23 protein-coding genes are annotated in these 19157 nt (G+C 58.0%); 13 read left to right on the top strand and 10 right to left on the bottom strand.

Translation table 11 applies throughout. The features are described from left to right. Positions 1-16: 16 nt before the first annotated feature. Positions 17-1600 (bottom strand): asparagine synthetase B family protein, encoded by a 1584-nt coding sequence (locus ACZ5RI_RS08420; RefSeq protein WP_464511044.1) that lies wholly within the window; start codon positions 1598-1600, stop codon positions 17-19. A 173-nt stretch (positions 1601-1773) separates the two neighbouring features. Here ACZ5RI_RS08420 and rpmG point away from each other — a divergent pair, with 173 nt between their 5' ends. Then, positions 1774-1941, top strand: a complete 168-nt coding sequence (rpmG, locus tag ACZ5RI_RS08415) for a 50S ribosomal protein L33 (RefSeq protein WP_464511039.1) — start codon at positions 1774-1776, stop codon at positions 1939-1941. 130 nt (positions 1942-2071) lie between these two features. Beyond that, positions 2072-2761: a polysaccharide deacetylase family protein gene (locus ACZ5RI_RS08410; protein WP_464511036.1), complete on the top strand. Its 690-nt coding sequence runs from the start codon at positions 2072-2074 to the stop codon at positions 2759-2761. On the opposite strand, the gene ACZ5RI_RS08405 is transcribed toward ACZ5RI_RS08410, so the two are convergent. Next, on the bottom strand, positions 2758-3693 hold the full coding sequence (locus ACZ5RI_RS08405; protein ID WP_464511032.1) for an alpha/beta hydrolase: 936 nt from the start codon (positions 3691-3693) through the stop codon (positions 2758-2760). The genes ACZ5RI_RS08410 and ACZ5RI_RS08405 overlap by 4 nt on opposite strands. 93 nt (positions 3694-3786) lie before the next feature. Then, entirely contained in the window at positions 3787-3999 is a 213-nt protein-coding gene (locus ACZ5RI_RS08400) for a hypothetical protein (RefSeq protein ID WP_464511027.1), read from the bottom strand. A 147-nt stretch (positions 4000-4146) separates the two neighbouring features. Here ACZ5RI_RS08400 and coaBC point away from each other — a divergent pair, with 147 nt between their 5' ends. The 4 genes from coaBC to cysK are packed head-to-tail and all read left to right on the top strand — an operon-like array spanning position 4147 to position 7215. After that, positions 4147-5340 (top strand): bifunctional phosphopantothenoylcysteine decarboxylase/phosphopantothenate--cysteine ligase CoaBC, encoded by a 1194-nt coding sequence (gene coaBC / locus ACZ5RI_RS08395; protein WP_464511023.1) that lies wholly within the window; start codon positions 4147-4149, stop codon positions 5338-5340. Then, positions 5337-5783 carry a dUTP diphosphatase gene (gene dut, locus ACZ5RI_RS08390; RefSeq protein WP_464511018.1) on the top strand — a complete coding sequence of 149 codons (447 nt, stop codon included), beginning with the start codon at positions 5337-5339 and terminating at the stop codon, positions 5781-5783. The genes coaBC and dut overlap by 4 nt, the downstream gene beginning before the upstream one ends. A 4-nt stretch (positions 5784-5787) precedes the next feature. Then, positions 5788-6243: an RrF2 family transcriptional regulator gene (locus tag ACZ5RI_RS08385; RefSeq protein ID WP_464511014.1), complete on the top strand. Its 456-nt coding sequence runs from the start codon at positions 5788-5790 to the stop codon at positions 6241-6243. 6 nt (positions 6244-6249) lie between these two features. Beyond that, positions 6250-7215 (top strand): cysteine synthase A, encoded by a 966-nt coding sequence (gene cysK, locus ACZ5RI_RS08380; RefSeq protein WP_464515573.1) that lies wholly within the window; start codon positions 6250-6252, stop codon positions 7213-7215. Between the two features lie 10 nt (positions 7216-7225). On the opposite strand, the gene ACZ5RI_RS08375 is transcribed toward cysK, so the two are convergent. Next, positions 7226-8137: a DMT family transporter gene (locus tag ACZ5RI_RS08375; protein WP_464511010.1), complete on the bottom strand. Its 912-nt coding sequence runs from the start codon at positions 8135-8137 to the stop codon at positions 7226-7228. A gap of 430 nt (positions 8138-8567) precedes the next feature. Here ACZ5RI_RS08375 and ACZ5RI_RS08370 point away from each other — a divergent pair, with 430 nt between their 5' ends. The 4 genes from ACZ5RI_RS08370 to ACZ5RI_RS08355 all read left to right on the top strand — a co-directional run bounded on the left by ACZ5RI_RS08370 (position 8568) and on the right by ACZ5RI_RS08355 (position 12468). After that, positions 8568-9914, top strand: a complete 1347-nt coding sequence (locus tag ACZ5RI_RS08370) for an MATE family efflux transporter (protein ID WP_464511005.1) — start codon at positions 8568-8570, stop codon at positions 9912-9914. Positions 9915-10035: 121 nt separating this feature from the next. After that, positions 10036-10395, top strand: coding sequence for a hypothetical protein (locus tag ACZ5RI_RS08365; protein WP_464511000.1), 360 nt, complete (start codon positions 10036-10038; stop codon positions 10393-10395). A gap of 208 nt (positions 10396-10603) precedes the next feature. Next, entirely contained in the window at positions 10604-11083 is a 480-nt protein-coding gene (locus ACZ5RI_RS08360; protein WP_464510996.1) for a hypothetical protein, read from the top strand. 125 nt (positions 11084-11208) lie between these two features. Beyond that, on the top strand, positions 11209-12468 hold the full coding sequence (locus ACZ5RI_RS08355; RefSeq protein ID WP_464510992.1) for a patatin-like phospholipase family protein: 1260 nt from the start codon (positions 11209-11211) through the stop codon (positions 12466-12468). A 16-nt stretch (positions 12469-12484) separates the two neighbouring features. On the opposite strand, the gene ACZ5RI_RS08350 is transcribed toward ACZ5RI_RS08355, so the two are convergent. The 3 genes from ACZ5RI_RS08350 to ACZ5RI_RS08340 all read right to left on the bottom strand — a co-directional run bounded on the left by ACZ5RI_RS08350 (position 12485) and on the right by ACZ5RI_RS08340 (position 15258). Beyond that, entirely contained in the window at positions 12485-13813 is a 1329-nt protein-coding gene (locus ACZ5RI_RS08350; RefSeq protein ID WP_464510988.1) for a mechanosensitive ion channel family protein, read from the bottom strand. A 71-nt stretch (positions 13814-13884) separates the two neighbouring features. Next, positions 13885-14313, bottom strand: a complete 429-nt coding sequence (locus tag ACZ5RI_RS08345; RefSeq protein ID WP_464510984.1) for a DUF1489 family protein — start codon at positions 14311-14313, stop codon at positions 13885-13887. A 54-nt stretch (positions 14314-14367) separates the two neighbouring features. Continuing rightward, positions 14368-15258, bottom strand: coding sequence for a peptidylprolyl isomerase (locus ACZ5RI_RS08340; RefSeq protein WP_464510979.1), 891 nt, complete (start codon positions 15256-15258; stop codon positions 14368-14370). 551 nt (positions 15259-15809) lie between these two features. Here ACZ5RI_RS08340 and ACZ5RI_RS08335 point away from each other — a divergent pair. The 3 genes from ACZ5RI_RS08335 (at position 15810) to ACZ5RI_RS08325 (ending at position 16536) form a co-directional block, all read left to right on the top strand. Beyond that, positions 15810-16016, top strand: a complete 207-nt coding sequence (locus tag ACZ5RI_RS08335; protein ID WP_464515572.1) for a cold-shock protein — start codon at positions 15810-15812, stop codon at positions 16014-16016. Between the two features lie 94 nt (positions 16017-16110). After that, on the top strand, positions 16111-16293 hold the full coding sequence (locus ACZ5RI_RS08330; protein ID WP_464510975.1) for a hypothetical protein: 183 nt from the start codon (positions 16111-16113) through the stop codon (positions 16291-16293). Positions 16294-16344: 51 nt separating this feature from the next. Beyond that, positions 16345-16536 carry a hypothetical protein gene (locus tag ACZ5RI_RS08325; protein ID WP_464510970.1) on the top strand — a complete coding sequence of 64 codons (192 nt, stop codon included), beginning with the start codon at positions 16345-16347 and terminating at the stop codon, positions 16534-16536. On the opposite strand, the gene ACZ5RI_RS08320 is transcribed toward ACZ5RI_RS08325, so the two are convergent. The 3 genes from ACZ5RI_RS08320 to ACZ5RI_RS08310 all read right to left on the bottom strand — a co-directional run bounded on the left by ACZ5RI_RS08320 (position 16520) and on the right by ACZ5RI_RS08310 (position 19100). Next, entirely contained in the window at positions 16520-17002 is a 483-nt protein-coding gene (locus ACZ5RI_RS08320) for a DUF3617 domain-containing protein (RefSeq protein WP_464510966.1), read from the bottom strand. The genes ACZ5RI_RS08325 and ACZ5RI_RS08320 overlap by 17 nt on opposite strands. Before the next feature lie 273 nt (positions 17003-17275). Next, entirely contained in the window at positions 17276-17494 is a 219-nt protein-coding gene (locus tag ACZ5RI_RS08315; protein ID WP_464510962.1) for a hypothetical protein, read from the bottom strand. A gap of 343 nt (positions 17495-17837) precedes the next feature. Next, the gene (locus tag ACZ5RI_RS08310; protein ID WP_464510958.1) at positions 17838-19100 is read right to left on the bottom strand and encodes an aminotransferase class V-fold PLP-dependent enzyme; all 1263 of its coding nucleotides are present in this window, start codon (positions 19098-19100) and stop codon (positions 17838-17840) included. Between the last annotated feature and the right edge of the window lie 57 nt (positions 19101-19157).

Here is a 19157-nt window from a genome sequence, read left to right as displayed (position 1 = left end):
CATCAATCAACATTGTTTACAATGCGTGGGCCTTGAGCTGTTCGCTATAGCGGTCCAGTGACGTGGTGATCCAGGCGCGGCCCTTCATATGCGGCACCCGGCGGATATCCATCACCTGTGACAGGTGGCGCAGATAATAGACCTCCTCCTTACTCTGGGGCAGGAAGTCGGCAAATTCCTTTTTGGCATCCTCGAAATCGGCATCTGACACCGCGTCGTTGAACCCGGTCTTCCACACCGAATCCTTCGGTTTGGCATCCAGCCCACAACCATCATCAAAGGGCATTTTGGAACGATCCCGGATACTTTTGGGCAGTTTATCCGGATACAGATCATACAGGGCGCGCAGCGGCACCTTGCCATAGCGCACCCCATCGGCGACCCGCACCAGTGCAGACGCATCCAGCGACAGCGCATACGATGCCACCGCCGGGTCGAGGAACGGTACGCGGGTTTCAAGCTGATAGTGCATCGAACAGCGATCGACCCGTTGCAGACAAACGCGGTTCATCATCTCGATGGTTTCAGCGCGCACCGGGCGACCGGACTCGTTACCATCAAGGAAACTCAGCTCCAGCGGGGCGTATCCGCAAAACAGCTCGTCCGCCCCTTCGCCGCACAAAGCGATGCGCAGACCATCGGCATGCATCTGCTCCGCCACCGCCAGCGTGCTGACTGCGCTGCGGATCAGATTAGGCTCGAACGATTCTGCGGCGGCCAGCGCCTCGGGAATGCGGGCAAACATCGCCGCCGGGTCGAGCGGCACAACACGTAAATCATAGCCGTTCATCTCGGCATATTCGGCGGCAAAGGGGTAATCCGGCGCGGTCTCATTGCCAGCGAAATAGCCCGGGGCCTTGGGGTAAAGCAGGTGGGCGTAATGGGCGATCAGGGTGCTGTCGATGCCGCCGCTGAAGAAGGTGGCAAAAGGCAGATCGCTGGGCAGATGCGAGGCCACCGCCTCGGCCAGCCGCTTATCAAGCAGTTTGGCATCGCCGGTTTTCCACGGCGGGCTGGACGGTTTGATCATCGAATTACCGCGGACGCAGGCCTTGCGTGTCAGCACATAACCCGGCGGCAGTAGCATCACATCGGCCGTTTCGGTGGCCGCCAGCAGGGGACGAATCTCGGAACAGAACAAAAAACGCTGTCCTTCCTGCACCACATAGACCGGCTTCATACCGAACGGGTCGCGCGCGGCGAGAAATTCGCCGGTGTCAGGTTCGACCGCAACAAAACCATACATGCCGGAAATCCGCTCCAGCGCCCGCACGCCCCAGATGCGCAGGGCATTGGCCAGCACCTCGGTGTCAGATTCGCTGCGGAACGGCACGCCACCCGCCTTCATTTCCTCGCGCAGGGCAACATGGTTATAGATTTCGCCGTTAAACGACACCATCAGCTTGCCATCGAACGAGGCCTGCGGCTGGATTGCCCGGTCCCAGTCGAGGATGCACAATCTGCGCGTGCACATCGCTGTGTTGGTTTGTGGCGTGGCAATGGGGTCGGTCACGTCGCCGCGGTGGCGAATGCCCTCAATCAGGCGGGCGACCACCGTCTCTGCCTCGGGCCAGTCGATTGCCACCGCAAAACCGCACATAAACAAGCTCCTGTTACGGGCATCACGCATAACCGAGGCGGCGCAAAATCCCGCCTGCACGCTAGTCCGGCAAGGTAAACTTTGACTTAAAGCACCCCAAACTGCAAACTTCGCCTTGACAAGCGGCTCTGGGTTATTTACCCCGCATCTCACCAGATTGCAGGAGTTTTCCCATGGCGAAGCCGACGACGGCCAAGATTAAACTGAATAGCGAAGGCGGCACGGGTTTCTACTATGTCACCAAGAAGAATACCCGCACCATGACCGAAAAGCTCACGATGCGTAAGTACGACCCGGTATTGCGCAAGCATGTCAGCTTTAAAGAAGGCAAGATTAAATAATCTGCCGGACTTTATGGTTTTTGAAAAACGCCCGTGGCCTGATGGTTTGCGGGCGTTTTTCGTTTTGGGCCGCCCCGCACACTGCGCCTGATTTGACAAAGCCGCCCCCATCGCGCATGAATCAGGCGTTATGAAAATTTGCCTGAAACTGCACGGTTTAGGCGCGCCGCCAAAAGATGCCGTCTCTGACGAGCGAAGCTTCTGGACCGGCGAGGAGCGGTTTGCCAGAATTCTGGCGCTGGCGGGCCAGGCCCCCGAACGCATTCACCTCACCTTTGACGACGGCAATAAAAGCGATGCCCGCATCGCCCTGCCCGCCCTGATGGACGCCGGGCTGAAGGCGAGTTTCTTCTTCTCGACCGATTTTATCGGCACCCCCGGCTATGCCAACGAGGATGATATCCGCGCGCTGGCCGCGGCGGGGATGGAAATTGGCTCGCATGGCTGCCACCATACCAGCTGGCTTTCGCTGTCGGGTGACGAGATCAACGAAGAAGTCATCCGCTCCTTCGCCCGGCTGCAAACCATTCTGGGCGAGGCGGTCGATGTCGTTGCCGTGCCCTATGGCGATTGCGATTTTCGGGTGCTGCACATTCTGCACCGGCTGGGAATCCGCCAAGTTTATACCAGCCTGCCCGGACCGACTTTGCGTAACGACTGGCTGGTGCGCCGCCACTGCGTCACCAGCGACACCCCACCCGAAACCATCATCCGCTGGCTGACCAAACATTACGGCCCGCTCGACAGCGCCCGCGCCTTTTGGGCCGGCTGGCGACAGGCCGGCCCCGCCGCCCTGTGGCGGACCGAAGGGGCGGATTAGCGCAGCATCTCGCGCAGGGCTTCGGCGGCGGTGGTCAGCGCCGTGCGGGCTTCGGGGAAGACCGACTGCATAAAGACGAAATCGTGCATCATGCCGGGGTAATCCGCCACCGTGGTTTCGATATTGGCCGCCTGAAGCTTTTCGGCATAGGCCAGCCCCTCGTCATGCAGCGGGTCTTTGCCAGCCAACACGATATAGGCTGGCGGCAGACCAACAAAATCATACTCGAGCAAGGGGGAATGGCGCGTATCGGTGGGATCGGTGCCCTCAGGCAGGTATTTTTCGATGAACCACAGTGCCATCTCGCGGCTTAAGATCGGATCATCGATGTGATCGCGGATCGAGATATATTGCTCGCTGACATGGGTCATCGGGCAGATCAGCCACTGGCACGCCACCGGCAGCAACGCCATGCGCGCCCACTGCGCGGTCACTGCCGCCAGATTACCGCCAGCCGAATCGCCGCCAACCGCAATGCGCCCGACATCGACCATATGTGTGGCTGCATTGGCCACCAGCCAGCGCATGGCTGCCGTTGCATCATTAACCGCCGCCGGAAAAGGGCTTTCTGGTGCCAGCCGATAGGCCACCGCAATGACTTTGACACCGGAGATTTCAGCCACCATCCGGCAAAAGCCATCATAAACGTCGAGACTGCCGCAAACGAATCCGCCGCCATGAAAAAACAGCAGGCAGGGCTGTGGCCCGCTGCCTGCGGCCACCGGGGTATAGATCCGCGCCGGGATTTTGCCCTCAGCCCCCCGAATTATAATATTTTCGACCCGCCCGATTGGTACATTCTTGGCACCGGCCATCAGCGCCAGCGAGGCAAAAGCCATCCGGGCGGCCTGCAATGGCAGCTCCCAAAAGCGTTGCATCTGGAGAAACGACACTTTTTCGAAAAACTGCTTGACCAGCGGATCATCCGTCATCGCCCGCCCCTATCTCACAGAGAACCGCACCATGAGACGCTATGACAGCCCATCGCGCAAGTGCAATTATAGGTAGTTTTCAGGTGAGGCGGATCAGTGGACCGTGCGCGGCAGCTGCGGATCGATGTTATAGGCCGCAATATCGTCAAGCAGCACGGACAAGGCGTACCAGAACGTCGCCCGCTCGCGCTCGCCATCCGCCTCAAAGGACAGATAGGTGCGCCAGGCATAATCATAGGCCGAACGGCCGTGCTCTTCGGCCAGCTCGGCTGCCAATTCGCATAGGTCGCCGGTAGAAATCGCCATATCGCCTCCTCGGAAAGGACTTACGATTCCATTAAATAGGATATGGAACAAGATTAAAGTCGGACAATATCGTCACAGCAATTACGCTTCCCATGGCGTTATTTTTTAATTATAACGGTCAGGTATTGTATATGGTACAGAACACCCATGACATCGCGCACCATTCTGCTCATCATTGGCGGCGGCATTGCTGCCTATAAATCGCTCGATCTGATCCGCCGTTTTAAAACCCATGGTGACACCGTTCGTGTCGTTTTGACCGAGTCCGGCAGTCAGTTTGTCACCCCGGTCACGGTGGCAGCACTGTCGGGTGAAAAGGTGTTGCAGGACATGTTTGCCCCCGATGAACAGGGCCGTTTCGACCATATCAGCCTGTCGCGCCAGGCAGATGTGATTGTGGTGGCCCCCGCCACCGCCAATGTCATGGCCAAAATGGCCACCGGTCTGGCCGGGGATCTGGCCAGTGCGGTGCTGCTGGCCGCGAACAAACCCATTCTGCTGGCCCCGGCAATGAACAGTGTGATGTGGGCCAACCCTGCCACCCGGCGCAATGTCGCCCAGTTAAAGGCGGACGGGGTCCATTTCATCGGCCCCAATGGCGGCGAACTGGCCTGTGGCGAGACCGGGGCCGGTCGCATGGCCGAACCCGGCGAGATTTTCGACGCCGTGCAAAACCTGTTGGCCGCTAAGCCGCTGGCAGGCAAAAAGGCGCTGGTGACCGCCGGGCCGACCTATGAACCGATTGACCCGGTGCGTTTTCTGGGTAACCGCTCCTCGGGCAAGCAAGGCTATGCCATTGCCGCCGCGCTGGCCGCAGCGGGGGCTGAAACCGTGCTGGTCTCCGGCCCCACGGCGCTGACCGCCCCGGCCGGGGTAGAACTGGTCCGGGTTGAAACCGCGCGCGAGATGCTGGCGGCCTGTACCGCGGCGCTGCCTGCCGATGTGGCGGTGTTTGCCGCCGCGGTGGCCGACTGGCGCCCGACAGAGGTTGCCGATCACAAGCTGAAAAAGGATGGCGGGGCCCCGCCCAGCTACAGCCTGACCGAAAACCCCGACATCTTACACAGCATTGCCACCGGCACGCCACGCCCGGCACTGGTGATCGGCTTTGCCGCCGAAACCGAGGCGCTGGCCGAAAATGCCGCGAAGAAGCGCGCCGCCAAGGGCTGCGACTGGATCGTGGCCAACGATGTTTCCGCGCCGGTGTTCGGGGCCGACAAAAACCGCATTCTGCTCAGTGATAGCACCGGACAGGAAACGTGGCCCGAACTCGATAAAACCGCCGTAGGGACACGCCTGACCGAACGCATTGCCGCATTTTTCAAGGAGAGTCATTCGTGAAGGTTGCCATTCAACGTTTACCCCACGGCGCCGATCTGCCCCTGCCCGCCTATGCCACCAGTGGCTCGGCCGGGCTTGATCTTCTGTCTACAGAAGAATGCGTGATCGCGCCGGGCAAGCGCGCGCTGGTCGCCACCGGCATCGCCATTGCCCTGCCCGCCGGATTGGAGGCGCAGGTTCGCCCCCGTTCGGGGCTGGCCATCAAATCCGGTATCACTGTGCTCAATGCACCCGGCACCATTGATTGCGATTATCGCGGCGAGGTCAAAGTCGCCCTGATTAATCACAGTGATACGGCTTTCACCATCAGCCGGGGTATGAAGATCGCCCAGCTCGTCGTCGCCCGTTACGAACGCGTCGAATGGGACGAAACCGCCCTTCCCTCTAGCGAACGCGGTACCGGTGGCTTCGGCTCCACCGGACTGCATGTGGAAAAGACCTGACACCATGCTGAAACTTTCGCGTAAAACCCTGCTCGCGCTGGAAGCTGTCATCGACATTGCGTTCACCCCGCGTGCCGAACCGGTCCAGGCCAAGGAAATCACCGCCCGTCAGGGTGTACCGCAGCGTTACCTTGAACAGGTGATGCAGCAACTGGTACGCGCCGGCATCTTAAAGGGCGTGCGCGGGCCGCGTGGCGGCTATCGGCTGGCGCGGGAACGCCGCCGCATCTCGGTCGGCGATATTGTGCGTGTTGCCGAAAGCGTCGAGGATGAAGCCAACGAGGATGTGGCACCGCAGTCCGAAATCGGTATCAAGATTGTTACGCCCTTTGTGCAGCAGCTGCAGGATGAAGTGATGGCCAAACTGGATGCCGTCACAATCGAAGCCTTCTGCCAGCAGGCGCGCAGCGCCGGCATCGGCCAGACCGACGACAATGCCAGCGCCGATTTCATCATTTAGGAGGATATAGTGAGCGTAAAGAAACCCGGCCGCGGTAAGATCTATCAATCCATTGCCGACACGGTGGGCGATACACCACTGGTGCGTCTGGCCCGCCTGCCCGCCGAAGCCGGTGTAAAAGCCGACATCCTGCTCAAGCTTGAATTCTTTAATCCGATTTCCAGCGTCAAGGACCGTGTTGGTCTGGCCCTGATCGAGGCATTGGAAAAAGACGGTAAAATCACCCCCGGCAAATCGGTGCTGGTCGAACCGACCAGCGGCAATACCGGGATTGGTCTGGCCTTTGTCGCCGCGGCCAAGGGCTATAGCCTGATCATCGTCATGCCGGAAACCATGTCGGTCGAACGACGCAAGATGCTGACATTCCTGGGCGCCAAACTGGTGCTGACCGAAGGCGCGCTGGGAATGAAGGGCGCGCTGGCCAAGGCTGAAGAAATTGTCAAAACCACGCCCGGCGCGGTTTGTCCGGCACAGTTTCGCAATCCGGCCAACCCGGAGATGCACCGGCGCACCACTGCCGAAGAAATCTGGAACGATACCGATGGCAAGGTCGATGTTCTGGTCGCTGGCGTCGGCACCGGTGGCACCATCACCGGCATCGCGCAGGTGCTGAAAGAGCGCAAACCCGGCGTAAAAATCATCGCGGTCGAGCCGGAAGATTCGCCGGTACTGTCAGGGGGCCGCGCTGGCCCGCACAAGATTCAGGGTATCGGTGCCAATTTCGTGCCGCCCCTGCTGCAACGCGATCTGATCGACGAAGTCATCACCATATCGAACGAGACGGCGTTTGAAACCTCGCGCCAGACCGCCAGACACGAAGGCATTCCGTGCGGCATTTCTTCCGGGGCGGCCATTGCGGCGGCGCTGGAAATCGGCGCGCGGCCGGAATTTGTCGGTAAGCATATCGTGGTGATCGTACCCGACTTTGCCGAGCGGTATCTGTCGACACCGCTGTTTGAAAACGCCGGTTAATCCGCAAGCGTCACGCATCCGGCCGCGTGGTAGCCGCCGCACCTTCCATGGGCGGCGGCAGCGCGGTGCCGCGCTTTTTCTCGCGCAGCACCGTGACCAGACCGGAGCCAATAATCAGCACAATCCCGATCAGCGTCGGGGTATCGATACGGTCGTGAAACACCACCGCGCCAATCAGCAAAGCCCATAGCATCTGACTATATTGGGTCGGGGCCAGAACCGCCGCCGGGGCATGGCGCGCCGCGCGCATCATCAGCACATTGGCCAGGGCCGCCAGCAGACCATAGCCCGCCAGACAGAGCCAGATCCGTGGCGACGGCCAGATAAAATGCGCCGCCATAATCAGCCCACAGAGGGTTATGCCGCCCACCACACCTGCACCATAAAGCGACAGGCGCTTTTCGCGTGGTCCGACGGCACGAAAGATCACAATCGACAGCGATCCGCCCAGGCCCGCCAGCACCGCACCCAGATGGCCAATCGACAATTCACGAAAGCCCGGCCGCAGCACCACCAGCACACCGATAAAGCCGAGCACCACCGCCCCCCAGCGGATCAGGCGAACCCGTTCGTGCAGGAACAACACCGACATCACGGTGACATAGGCGGGTTGTAAAAAGATCAGCGCAAAGGCTTCGGCCATCGGCAAATGGGTAAAGGCCGTCACGCTGCCGATGGTGCTGATCCCCATCGAGGCAAAACGCAGCCACCACAGCGGCCGGTTTACCGTAACGAATATATCGCCCCAGCGATCGGTGCCGCGCAAAAACGGCAAGGCTACCAATCCGAACACGGCACCGAAAAAAGCAGATTCATAGGGCGGCACGCCGCCCGCAACCAATTTGACACTCGCATCACTGAACGTGAACGCCGCGAATGACGCAAAGCCGAGCACAATGCCCGACAACAAACGATTAGACACCTTATACCAACACCAATCCGGCACACACTGCCATGGCCGATACCGTTCGGCCGCCGCCCCTTAAAGCTTTATCGCACGCAGATATGGCGGTATCCGGGCAGCTTTCAAGCCGGGTGCGATTGACAAAATTGTGTAGAGCGCGCTACTCATCCTGTTAAAGGGCGTGCAAAATTCCGCCCGTTACGGAGCTTACCATCCATGTCGCAGGTAACCATCTTTTCAGCCGCAACGGCCGCCCGTATGGGTAAATTGCCGGTCGGGCGAGGTTAGCGTGCACTAGGTCTTGCGATAGCTACCATGCACCCTCCAAGCGCCCGCTTCGGAGGGTTTTTTGTTATAATGCTTTTTTATCCCGGAACCGGTCATCATGTTTGCGTCGAGCCTTAACCATCCCACCCAAGCGCAGGGGCGTGCCCTTTGGCTTGTTGAAATGCGCGCGCTGGTCGCCCTGTCCGCGCCACTGGTGGCGACACAGCTGGCGCAAATGGCGGTGCTGACCACCGACGTCATCATGCTGGGGCGACTGGGCAAAGATGCACTGGCGGGCTCGGCGCTGGGTCTGACCCTGTTCAATTTCGCCTTCATGTTCGCCATGGGGCCGGCCGTCGCGGTCTCGCCGATGATCGCCCATATTCTGGGGGCCAATCCGAAAGATATTGTCGGGGTGCGCGCCGTGGTGCGCATGGGATTCTGGGTGGTGCTGTTGATGGCGCTGCCACTGGCCGTGATGTTCCAGTTTGCCGAACCCATCTTAGTCGCCTGCGGGCAAAGCCCCACGCTTGCCGCAGCCGCGGGGCAGTTTATCCGCCCGCTGGCGCTGGGATTACCATGCGTGCTGGGCTATCAGGTGTTGCGCAACTATGCGACCGCACTGCGCGTGCCACGGGCGCCGCTGATCGTCATGATACTGACGATCCTGTTCAATGCGGTGGGCGATTACGCGCTAATCTTTGGCCATTTTGGTTTGCCGCGTATGGGGCTGGCCGGTTCGGGGCTCGCCAGCACGCTGTCCTATACCTTCAGTTTTGTGGCGATGATCGGGGTGGTGCAGATCAGCCCGACACTGAAGCGCTATCGCATCTGGCGGCGCTTTCATCGCCCCGACTGGGCCAAATTTGTCGAGATTTTACGCCTCGGTGTTCCCACCGGCATGACGACATTGTTCGAAGGCGGATTATTCATGGCCTCGACACTGCTGATGGGGACTTTTGGCACCGCCGCCGTCGCCGCCCATCAGGTGGCGATCAATGTAGCCTCGATCACCTTCATGGTGCCGCTGGGTATTGCCCAGGCCGCCACGGTGCGCGTTGGTCTGGCGGCAGGTGGGGGTAACAGCCTTGCCGTGCGCCGCGCCGGTTATTGCGCCCTGTTGCTCTCGACCAGCTTCATGAGCCTGTGTGGGCTGTGCTTTGCGCTGTTCGCGCCGACGATTGCCGCGCTCTACATCGCGGGCGATCCGGCCGACAATGCCGACGCTATCCTGCTCACCGCATCCTTCCTGAAAATCGCAGCGGCGTTCCAGATTTTCGATGGCATTCAGGTAACCGCCTCGCTCAACTTACGCGGTTTAAAAGATGCCCGTCTACCGATGTGGATCGCGGCGATCTGCTATTGGGTGCTGGGATTTCCCGTCTGCATCATTCTGTCGAAGTGTTTCCATCTCGGTGGGATCGGTGTATGGATAGGACTGGCGACATCACTGTGCACGGCCGCAATTGCCATGGCGGTGCGCTTTAATCTGCTTTCCAGGCGACGCTTTGCACCACTTCAAGCTTAGGTTAGTCGGCGGCAGTCGCACACGCCGATCCCCATTTTTTTGCCACAAACCCGGTATAGAGCGTAACGGTTAAACGGGAAGTGCCGAAATCTTCGGCTGCCATCAACGAATAGCGAGACACATGACCTATGCACGCGAGGCCGCGCTGCCCAATGCGGAGCAGCCGGACGATCAACATCTCCCTGAAGAACTGATCGAACTGGCCAAGGTTCTGGCGGCCCATCCAGGTGGGCTGCGCCGTTGGTCGGTGATGCGGGCGATCCGCAGCGGGCGCGAAAAAGCCGGGCGTGAAATCCCCCAGAAGCTGGAGGATGAAGTCGAACGCCAGTTCCGCCGCCATTGCGCCGATGTCAAGGGTAGCGCCGTGCTGCCGGAAGAAGCCTTGTTCTATCGTCCGCGCGAAAAAGCCGGCGAAGTTTGGGCCGCCTATCCAGAGCGTATCCGGATGCTGCTGCCCAACAACGACAACGAATTAGCCTGAACACAACATCTGTTCTGAATTGAGACAAACCGGCCGGTGCTATCACCGGCCGGTTTGCGTTTGCCCGATTGCGCCCCCCCCTGACTGCAGCCCGGGCGGCAGACTTCTGTTTTCCCGCGAGAAATTCGCGCTTAGTTCTGAAAACACCCCTATACCGTAGAAATAACCCTTGATACCATCTATGCGTGCACACCTTTGGGAGGGGAAAATGGACTGGCTTGAACATGCGGTGCGGGAGCATTCGTATATCAGTGGGGCAATCGTCTGCGTGGTTATCTTCGGCATCCTTCGTGCCGCACGGTCCCAACCGGTGCGTTCAGTACATTGTATGGCGTTTTGCGTGATCTGTGGCTTGGGCACCATCCTGGAAGTCAGGCGCTTCTGGCAGCCGACACTCGTCCACTCGGCGTTTCTGGTTGGGATACCCCTGACCTGCTTCCTGTTTGGCTTTATGCTTACCCGCCTGGATCCGATCACATTCGATCCGGCCACCCGTCAATTTATTCGCGAGCAACCAGTATTGGGAAGCGCGCTCAGGGCCCTTTTACTGGGTGCGGTCATAGCCTTCGCACCGCTTTATTTGAACTTGCTTGGGGCGGGAACCTCCACATTGAACGTTGCGTTTGCCTGGTTGGCAGGGTCCTCGCTCTGTCTATGGCAGCGGACGGAGCGCGCACAATGGGCATGACACGGCTGGCCGGTTTGCGTTTGCCCGATTGCGACACCAAACATTAATCAACCCAGAATTGCAAACCGGGCACTAGGCTTCTATTTTCCCCCCATCCGCAATCTGCGGCTAAAGGGGATGAAAACATGACCTATCGCATTCTGACGCTCGACGGCGGTGGTTCCTGGGCGCTGATCGAGGTTCGGGCCTTAAAGGCGTTATTCGGGGGCGATACACCGGGACACAAGATTCTAGGCCATTTAGACATGGCGGCCTCCAATTCCGGCGGCAGTCTGGTGCTGGGCGGCCTGATTGCGAATATGACGCCCAACGAGCTTGACCAGTTGTTTCACACCAAAGCGCAGCGCAGATCGATATTCCCGCCCATTCATGGCCGGGCCCCGCTGGCCTGGTTGTTTGCGCATCTGTTCGGCATCGGGCCACGCTACAGCAGCAAGCGCAAACTGACCGGCATTCAGAATGTGCTCAATCAGAAGAAACTTCCGGGAAAACCGGACCTGGGCTATGCAGGCATCAGCTTAAGTGAAGCCGCTGCCATACTCGGCGAAGCAAACCAAAAAGCCATCCATCTGATGATGGTTGGCTTCGATTACGACCGCAACCGGGCCAAATTCTTCCGCTCTGCCGATACCGGCAGCACATTGGGAATGGGCGCGGTGACGAAAGACGTTACTCTGGCCGAAGCCATTCACGCCTCGACCAATGCGCCGGTGCAGTATTTTAACGCCCCGGCCCATGCCAGCAATGGTCACCGCTATTGGGATGGCGCGATCAGTGGCTGCAACAATCCGGTGCTGGCGGCGGTGACCGAAGCCATCGCGATGAACCCATCGATTTCCAAAGAGATTGCGGCACTTTCGGTAGGAACCGGTTCGGTCGTGCTGCCGGGGCCATATCCCGAGATCAAAACGAAATCCCCTTACGTGCTACTGCAAAGTGGTCCGGGGCTGATCAGCGGCATTCTGAAACTTGCCAAAGCCGTTATGGCTGAACCAGTCGACAGCGCCAGCTTTACGGCCCACGTTATGACCGGTCTGAACAACGACAACGCCATCGGCGGCAGCCATATCGTACGCATGAGCCCGATGCTGCGCCCGGTCATCGACCCGATCAGCCAGCAATGGACTCACCCGCCCTGCATGAATAAGGAGATTTTCACGGCTATCAGCAAGCTCGACATGGATGCGATCAAAGACGCGCAGGTCGCACGGATCGATACGCTGACCCAGTTATGGCTTGATGACAAAATCCCCAACCAGCCGGTGCGGATGAATGGCGATACGCTGGAATGCGAAATCGGCGACACGAGCTTCAGCAAAGCCCGCGAGCATTGGCAGGCTTATGACACGCCGCATGTCACCGACACCCGCCACGCGGCCGAATAAAGCCCATGGTTATGGTTTATTTCTGCCCATCAGGCTGAGAGACGACGGGGGGATAGCCCACCGGCATCGAGACCACATGCACATCGCGTTGTGGATAGGGAAAGTCGATGCCGGCGGCGCGGAAACGATCCCAGACGCCGAGCAACACATCACTGCGCACCCCGCCAGTACCATTTTCGGGATCGACGATCGAAACGTAAATCTCCAGCTCGATCGCATTGTCACCGAAATTTTTCAGTGCGCAGGATGGCATCGGCTCGTCAAGCACCCGCGGGGCCGCCCGTGCGGCTTCAATGGCCAGCCGCATTGCCTCGCGCGGATCGGCGTTATACGAAATGCCAACCGGAATGGTCACGCTGAGACGCCGGTCGCTGTAGGTCAGGTTCTCGACGCCATTTTCCAGAAAATAGGCACTGGGAATAAGGTGTTCGGCCCCATTGAGCATGCGCAGCGTGACATAGCGCGAGTCCATATGGTTGACCTGACCGATATCGCCTTTGTAATTGATGATATCGCCGGGGCTGATGCTTTTGCTCATCAAAAGCGAGAAGCCGGCCACCATATTGCCGACGGCCTTTTGCAGACCAAGGCCGATACCCAGACCAACCGCGCCGGACACCACGGTCAGACCGGTCAAATTCACCCCCGCCGCTGACAGGGCGATAATCACCGCCAGTACCGGCAGGATGATCTTCAACAGCTGGATCAGCAGCAGGCGGATCGACGGCGGCAGCTTTTGCGATTGCTCGATCTGGCGTGATAAAAAGCGGAACAGCTGCGTGGTCAGCCATAACAGCAGTACCAGCGCGAAAATGGCATGCACCACGGTCAGCGCCGACAGACGGAACTTGCCGACATGCAGCGCCGAAATTTCGAGCTGATGCACCAGCGGGTCCATCAGCCCAAAGATCGACAGCGCCACAATGCACCACACCAGAACCGACAGAATGTGCGCGGTGACATGGCTTTTAACCGACAGCGACAGAAGCCGGATGCAGATCCAGGCGGCCAGCAATTCGGTGGCGGCATCCAGCAACGCCACCCAGGCCCCCGACAGCCCGGCCCCGATCATCGCAGGCCACAACAGCGCCAGCCAGACCACCGGCAGCGCCACCATTTCGCAGCCACGCAGGAAGGGCGGCCCCCAGCGCCGGGGCAGATAGCCGGCAACAATGCGCCGCACCGTGGGGCGCAACAGATGAACCAGCCCAAAAGACATACAGCCCGTCACCACGATGGTGACGCATTGCATCAGAAAGCTGATGTCCTGCACCAACGCCAGAAGGATGTGCGGCAGGTTGGTGAAAAACGCAGCAAGCCAGCCGAGGTGAAGAGAAACCGACATGTTAGCCCCCTTGGACAGCCGAGCGGCCACATCCGGGCGGCCCATTTTCGGATATGTCTATACAGATATACTTATAACAGGCCGAGTTGGGCCAGTTCGATCTTGAGTGCATCCGGCATGTCGCCACCCGGCACCTTGCTCACATCGGGCGGCGCATCTTCGGGTTTGAGATAACGCCAGCCCTGAAACGGGCTGCGGAAGCGATGCAATGTCGGCACCAGATCCGCATCCAGCACAAGGCCGCAATGCGGTACATCGTTTTTGATCACCGGGCGCAATTCCAGAATACGCTGGCGCACAGCAATCTGGCCCTTGATCACCCAATAGAGCGAACCACCATCCAAAAGCTCGTCGGTACGTTTCGGCATCTGACGGGTGACATGCATCACCTCGGGCTTAACCTTACACCGTTTCAGGTCTTTAAGATAATCCTGCTGCCAGGCCCGTAACTCCGCTACGGACTCAACACCGACGCACAATTTAACCAGATGGATGCTCACAGAATGTTTTTAGCCAAGATGGGCGCGGGCTGCAACAGCCCGCGCCGGTAGACGTTATTTCTTGTCCGCAGCGGGGGCTTCGGCGGGCTTATCGTCAGCCTTGGCCTGCGGCAGCTTCGAACCATCGGGCGCGAACAATTCGACCTTAGCGTCTTTGCGCAGATCCTTGAGGATGCCGTCGACCGCCGTCTCGCGCAGGTTCTGTTCCAGCTGCGCCTTGGCGTCTTCAAATTTCGGCTTCTCGGTCTGGCGGATATCTTCCACCTTGATGATGTGCCAGCCAAAATCGGTCTTCACCGGCACCTTGCTGACCTCGCCCGCCTTCATGGCGAAAGCAGCCTTGGCAAAGGGCTCGACCATCTCGGCGGCGGTGAAATAGCCCAGATCGCCACCCTTTTCGGCCGAACCACGATCCTTGGACTTTTCCTGCGCCAGCTTGGCAAAGTCGCCACCCTTGGCCAGCTTGGCGATAATCGCCTTGGCCTCTTTTTCGTTATCGACCAGAATGTGCGAGGCTTTAACCTCGGTTTCCGGCTTAAAGTCGGCCACCATCTTGCCATAGGCCGCCTGCAACGCTTGTGCGGTCACCGCCGCATCCAGCTTCTGTTCCAGATAAGCGCGGGCCACAGCATGTTCTTCGGCCTGATGCACCTCGGTCTTGACCGCGTCGGTCTTCTGCAGCTTCTGGGCATAACCGGCATCGGTCAGCAGGCGCTGCTCGACCAGACGCTCGACCAGCATCGGGAAAACCGTCTGCAGCGGCAACTGGCGCATCTGCGCCGGCATCTGGGTGTAAAGCTGCGCCACTTCGGACTGGTGAATCTCGCTGCCCGCAACCTTAGCCACCACCGGATCACTCGCCGGGGGATTGGTCGCGTCGGCTGCCCAGGCGCTGCCGGCAAGGGCCAGCGACATCAACAAGGCGGAAGAGAAACGGGTCAGCATCAAGAGCATCCTATGAGGTGTTAAAACATGTTGGTATCAAGGCTTAAAAAGGCACGGCCCGCCCATCTGACCGGGCGGCGGCCCAACAAAATGCGCTTCGAACATAATCGGCCACCACAGGGGTGACAAGCACTTCCGCCAATAGCACAGGATTTTGATGTTAAAGGATTTTTCATCGCTTTAACCCGTCGCAGGCCCCAAATGACCAAAAGAATTTCGTGTCATTTTGGACATCTTTATACTAAAGCTCTCGCACAGCTAGATGAAAAACCCCGTATATGGGCGGTTTCTTCCCGAAAACGTCGCCATTGCGGCAGCGGCAAAGCCTCGTCGACAAACAAAAACACAGCTTAATCGCGACCGAAGCTTGTAAATGGATCAAATTCTGCCCATATATACCCCCAGCGGTGAGATTCCGTCAGATGAAGCGCATCTGTTCCCTCCCCGATACGCGCAAGCATATCGGGAAAAGCAGCCACTCTACAGCCTGATTGTCTTCATTCGCATCGCCCGGGCATATCGCTTGGGTACTAACCGATACTAAAGGAACAATCATGGTTGTCGGAACAGTGAAATTCTTCAATACGAGCAAGGGCTTTGGTTTTATCGCGCCGGAGAGCGGCGGCAAGGACGTGTTCGTCCACGCGTCGGCTGTTCAGATGGCCGGCATGGGCACACTGTCTGAAGGTCAGCGGGTTTCGTTTGATGTCCAGGCGGACGTCAAGGGCCCCCAGGCCGTTAATCTGAAGTCGGCCTAAAGCTGACGGAAAGGCGGCGGAGGAAACTCCGCCGTTTTTTGTTTTACGCCTCCCCCCACTACTTTACGCCTACCCCACGACAAGGAATGCCCGTATGGCTGATCCAGCTTTCCAGCTTAGCCGGGTCTTCGCCAAAGGATGGGCGGCAGCACGCGTATTGTCTGCCCAAAGCGATGTCCAGGACATCGATAAAAGCGCCGAGGCGCTCAACCCCTATCCGTCAGACCCCGAAAAAGCGCGCTGGCGCGAAGGATTTCTTGAAGCGTTAAGCCGTTAAATCAACGTCCATGTTTTACCACTGTGACGAGGCGACACGATGAATCCTTTTGTGCGATGCGGTCGACGCTTACCGGTGCCATCCACCACGCAGATTTTACACGAACTCAAGGCCTTCTCCGCCGAGGAAGACGTCCGCGAGGAATGTGCGGCCAAAGAAGGGCTGCAAACCGACGCCGACTGGGATGCGATTTACGCCCACCGCGCGGCCACCATTGCGGCCCCCCTTACCCCAACGGTTTGATCGTACCACAATCGTCTGAAACGAAATGCGCGTCGAGTTTGGCGCTGCGGCTTTTCTGTGCGGTTTTAGAAACAACATCCATCGTCACCGTGCCAGTATAACGCTTCGGCGTTTCATAGGTGATCTGATAATGCGTCGTCAGCATTGTCTGATTGCGGGTGCACACGACATCCGCCTTTAGGTGGTTCGCAAAAGGCTGAACATTTTCCACCGTACAGTCCGAGGTACGGCTAAAGACAAAGCCATCACGCGCAGCCTGTTGCGGCGTAACGCAGAGCCGCACCGTAACGATGGACGCGGCCTTCATTTTGGCCTGCAACGCAGGCGGCAGCTTCTGCAGATATGGCTCAGGGGTGGTTGGCTCGGACGTGGTCTCCCACAAGCCGGGCACAATGTGGCCGGCCAAGGCAGGGCCAGCCATCAGCGCCGCAGCAATGGCGCAACAGAGAAATGAACGTGACAGCATGCTCGGGCATCCCAAGGGGCAGAATTGGCTCCGACACGTTGCATAGCGCAGCAAAATGACAGTTATGCAGATGGGCTGCTACTGGAGGCGGTTTTATCGGGTGTTTTGGGGCTATATCGTCAAGCGGATGAAATAATCCACCCACATTCAGTAATGTAATTACCGCTACCGACAGAATTTGCGCATATAGTTTTAATAAAATAGTCTATTTCTACGCAAAATATAGGGCCCGAAGGCCCAAACTGCCCCGGGCACCGATCAGAAAAGCGCAATCTAAGCGAACAGGTCAACAACCTGTGCTTCGGTCTTCTTTTCTGCGTTGAAAGCTGCGACGCTGGTCTGCAACTTGACATCAGCCATAGTGCGTTCAGTCGACGTCTGCGCAAGCGACATCGGATTACTGAAATCAGTAGTGTCAGCAGTCTTTACCACATTGAGAACGCTGGCATTATACTGGGCGGCATTCTGGCTTACAGCGGAGATCGTGTTCATGAAGCTAGCGTAACATGACCGACCGACCGGAACACCCCTTCTTTTGTATCAATCTATATTCGATGCAATCACGGTAAAATTTCCACGAATATTCCCCCGCCGGGCTTCTGCTTACCCCTTGACGCGACAGCAAAACAAACACAATACGCGTTAAACGTGTTATTATATATCCTAAAATTGGCAGAATATTGCTGGGATGCGGTTGTTGCTCATCCTGCCCGCACCGGAACACGCCCTACCAAATTTCAGCAACCGCGTCTTAGTCAAACAATGAGAGAATACCGATCCATTCGGATTGCATTTCTATCATAGCATTATGAATGCAGGACAAGCCCCTCCCACGTCAAACCAACGCCTTTATAGCTTCAATCAGGCAATCGACCTCGCTTTGTGTGGTAAAAACAGCTGGCGTAACCCGCACACAAGCACCGCTTGCCAAACCGCTGCGGTCAACGGTAAAAATCCTGAATCGCTTCAGCAGTTCATCCGCAAGCGTCTTATTTTCAACCGGACTGACACGCCCCATAAGACGGAAAGACGTTATCCCGCAGGTCAAACGCGGATCTGACGGTGTCAGCACCTCTACCCGATCACGTAACGCCTCCGCCCAACGATCACGCAGATATCGCAACCGAGCTTCTTTTGCTGCGGCTCCAATGGCCTCGTGCACATTGAGGGCATCTTCAACGGCCATATAGGCAGCGAAATTCCAGGTTCCGGTATGAACACGCGATTCAATCCCATTGCCAGGCCCGTCATTGCCTAGCGCCGGATCGATATCTGCGATCCGATCCTTGCGGATATAAAGCACACCAACACCAAGCGGAGCACCAATCCATTTCTGGCAAGTCAGCCCGATAAAATCGACACCCAGTTCCGGTAATGTGAAATCGAGCTGCCCCCAAGCATGAGCGGAATCGAGAAGGACATCAACACCACGTACTTTAGCCAACCGGGCAATTTCCTTTACCGGTAATACAAGACCATCGCGATGGCTAACATGGGTCAGAAGCATCAACCTTATGTGGGGATTGGCCTTTAGAGCGGCATCATAGGCATCAATCAAGCCTTGGTAACTTGCTGGTTCCGGCAACGTAATTTTCACCACAGCAATACTGTGGCGATTCTGCAAATGTTCGAAGGCGGCAATCGTTGAATCGTAATCGTGATCCGCAACCAGGACTGCGTCACCAGGTTTCAGCTTGTTGTAGCCGCCAATCAACGTCATCAGGGATTCCGTTGCACCGCGTGTCAAGGCGATTTCATCCGGACTGACGCCAAGATTAGCCGCGACGCGCTGCCGGACGCGCAAATATTCTGGTAGGAATTGCCGCCGCGTATAATAAGAGCCCTGGCAATTAACCTGATCTAAATAGCCCGCATAAGCTTTCGCAACGGAACGGGCCATTGTGCCGTAGTTACCATTTTCCAATTGCACTACATCGCGGGTAACATCATATAGCGCCGAGATCTTAGCCCAGTATGCTTCATCAGAAAATGACGGCACGATCTGCTTGGTCACAGAAGAGCCATGGGCATACGCGCTCTGCCCCAGCAGATCAAATGCCAAACCGGCCATCAGGAAATCTCGTCGCGCCAAGGTCATCACAGTACTCCTAAGAAACACAGCCGGAATGCTCTGCATCCCGGCTGTTGATCAACG

The organism is Micropepsis pineolensis, assembly GCF_055392125.1.
The sequence above is the reverse complement of the archived record's forward strand: the minus strand, read 5'-3'. Positions and strand labels throughout refer to the sequence as shown.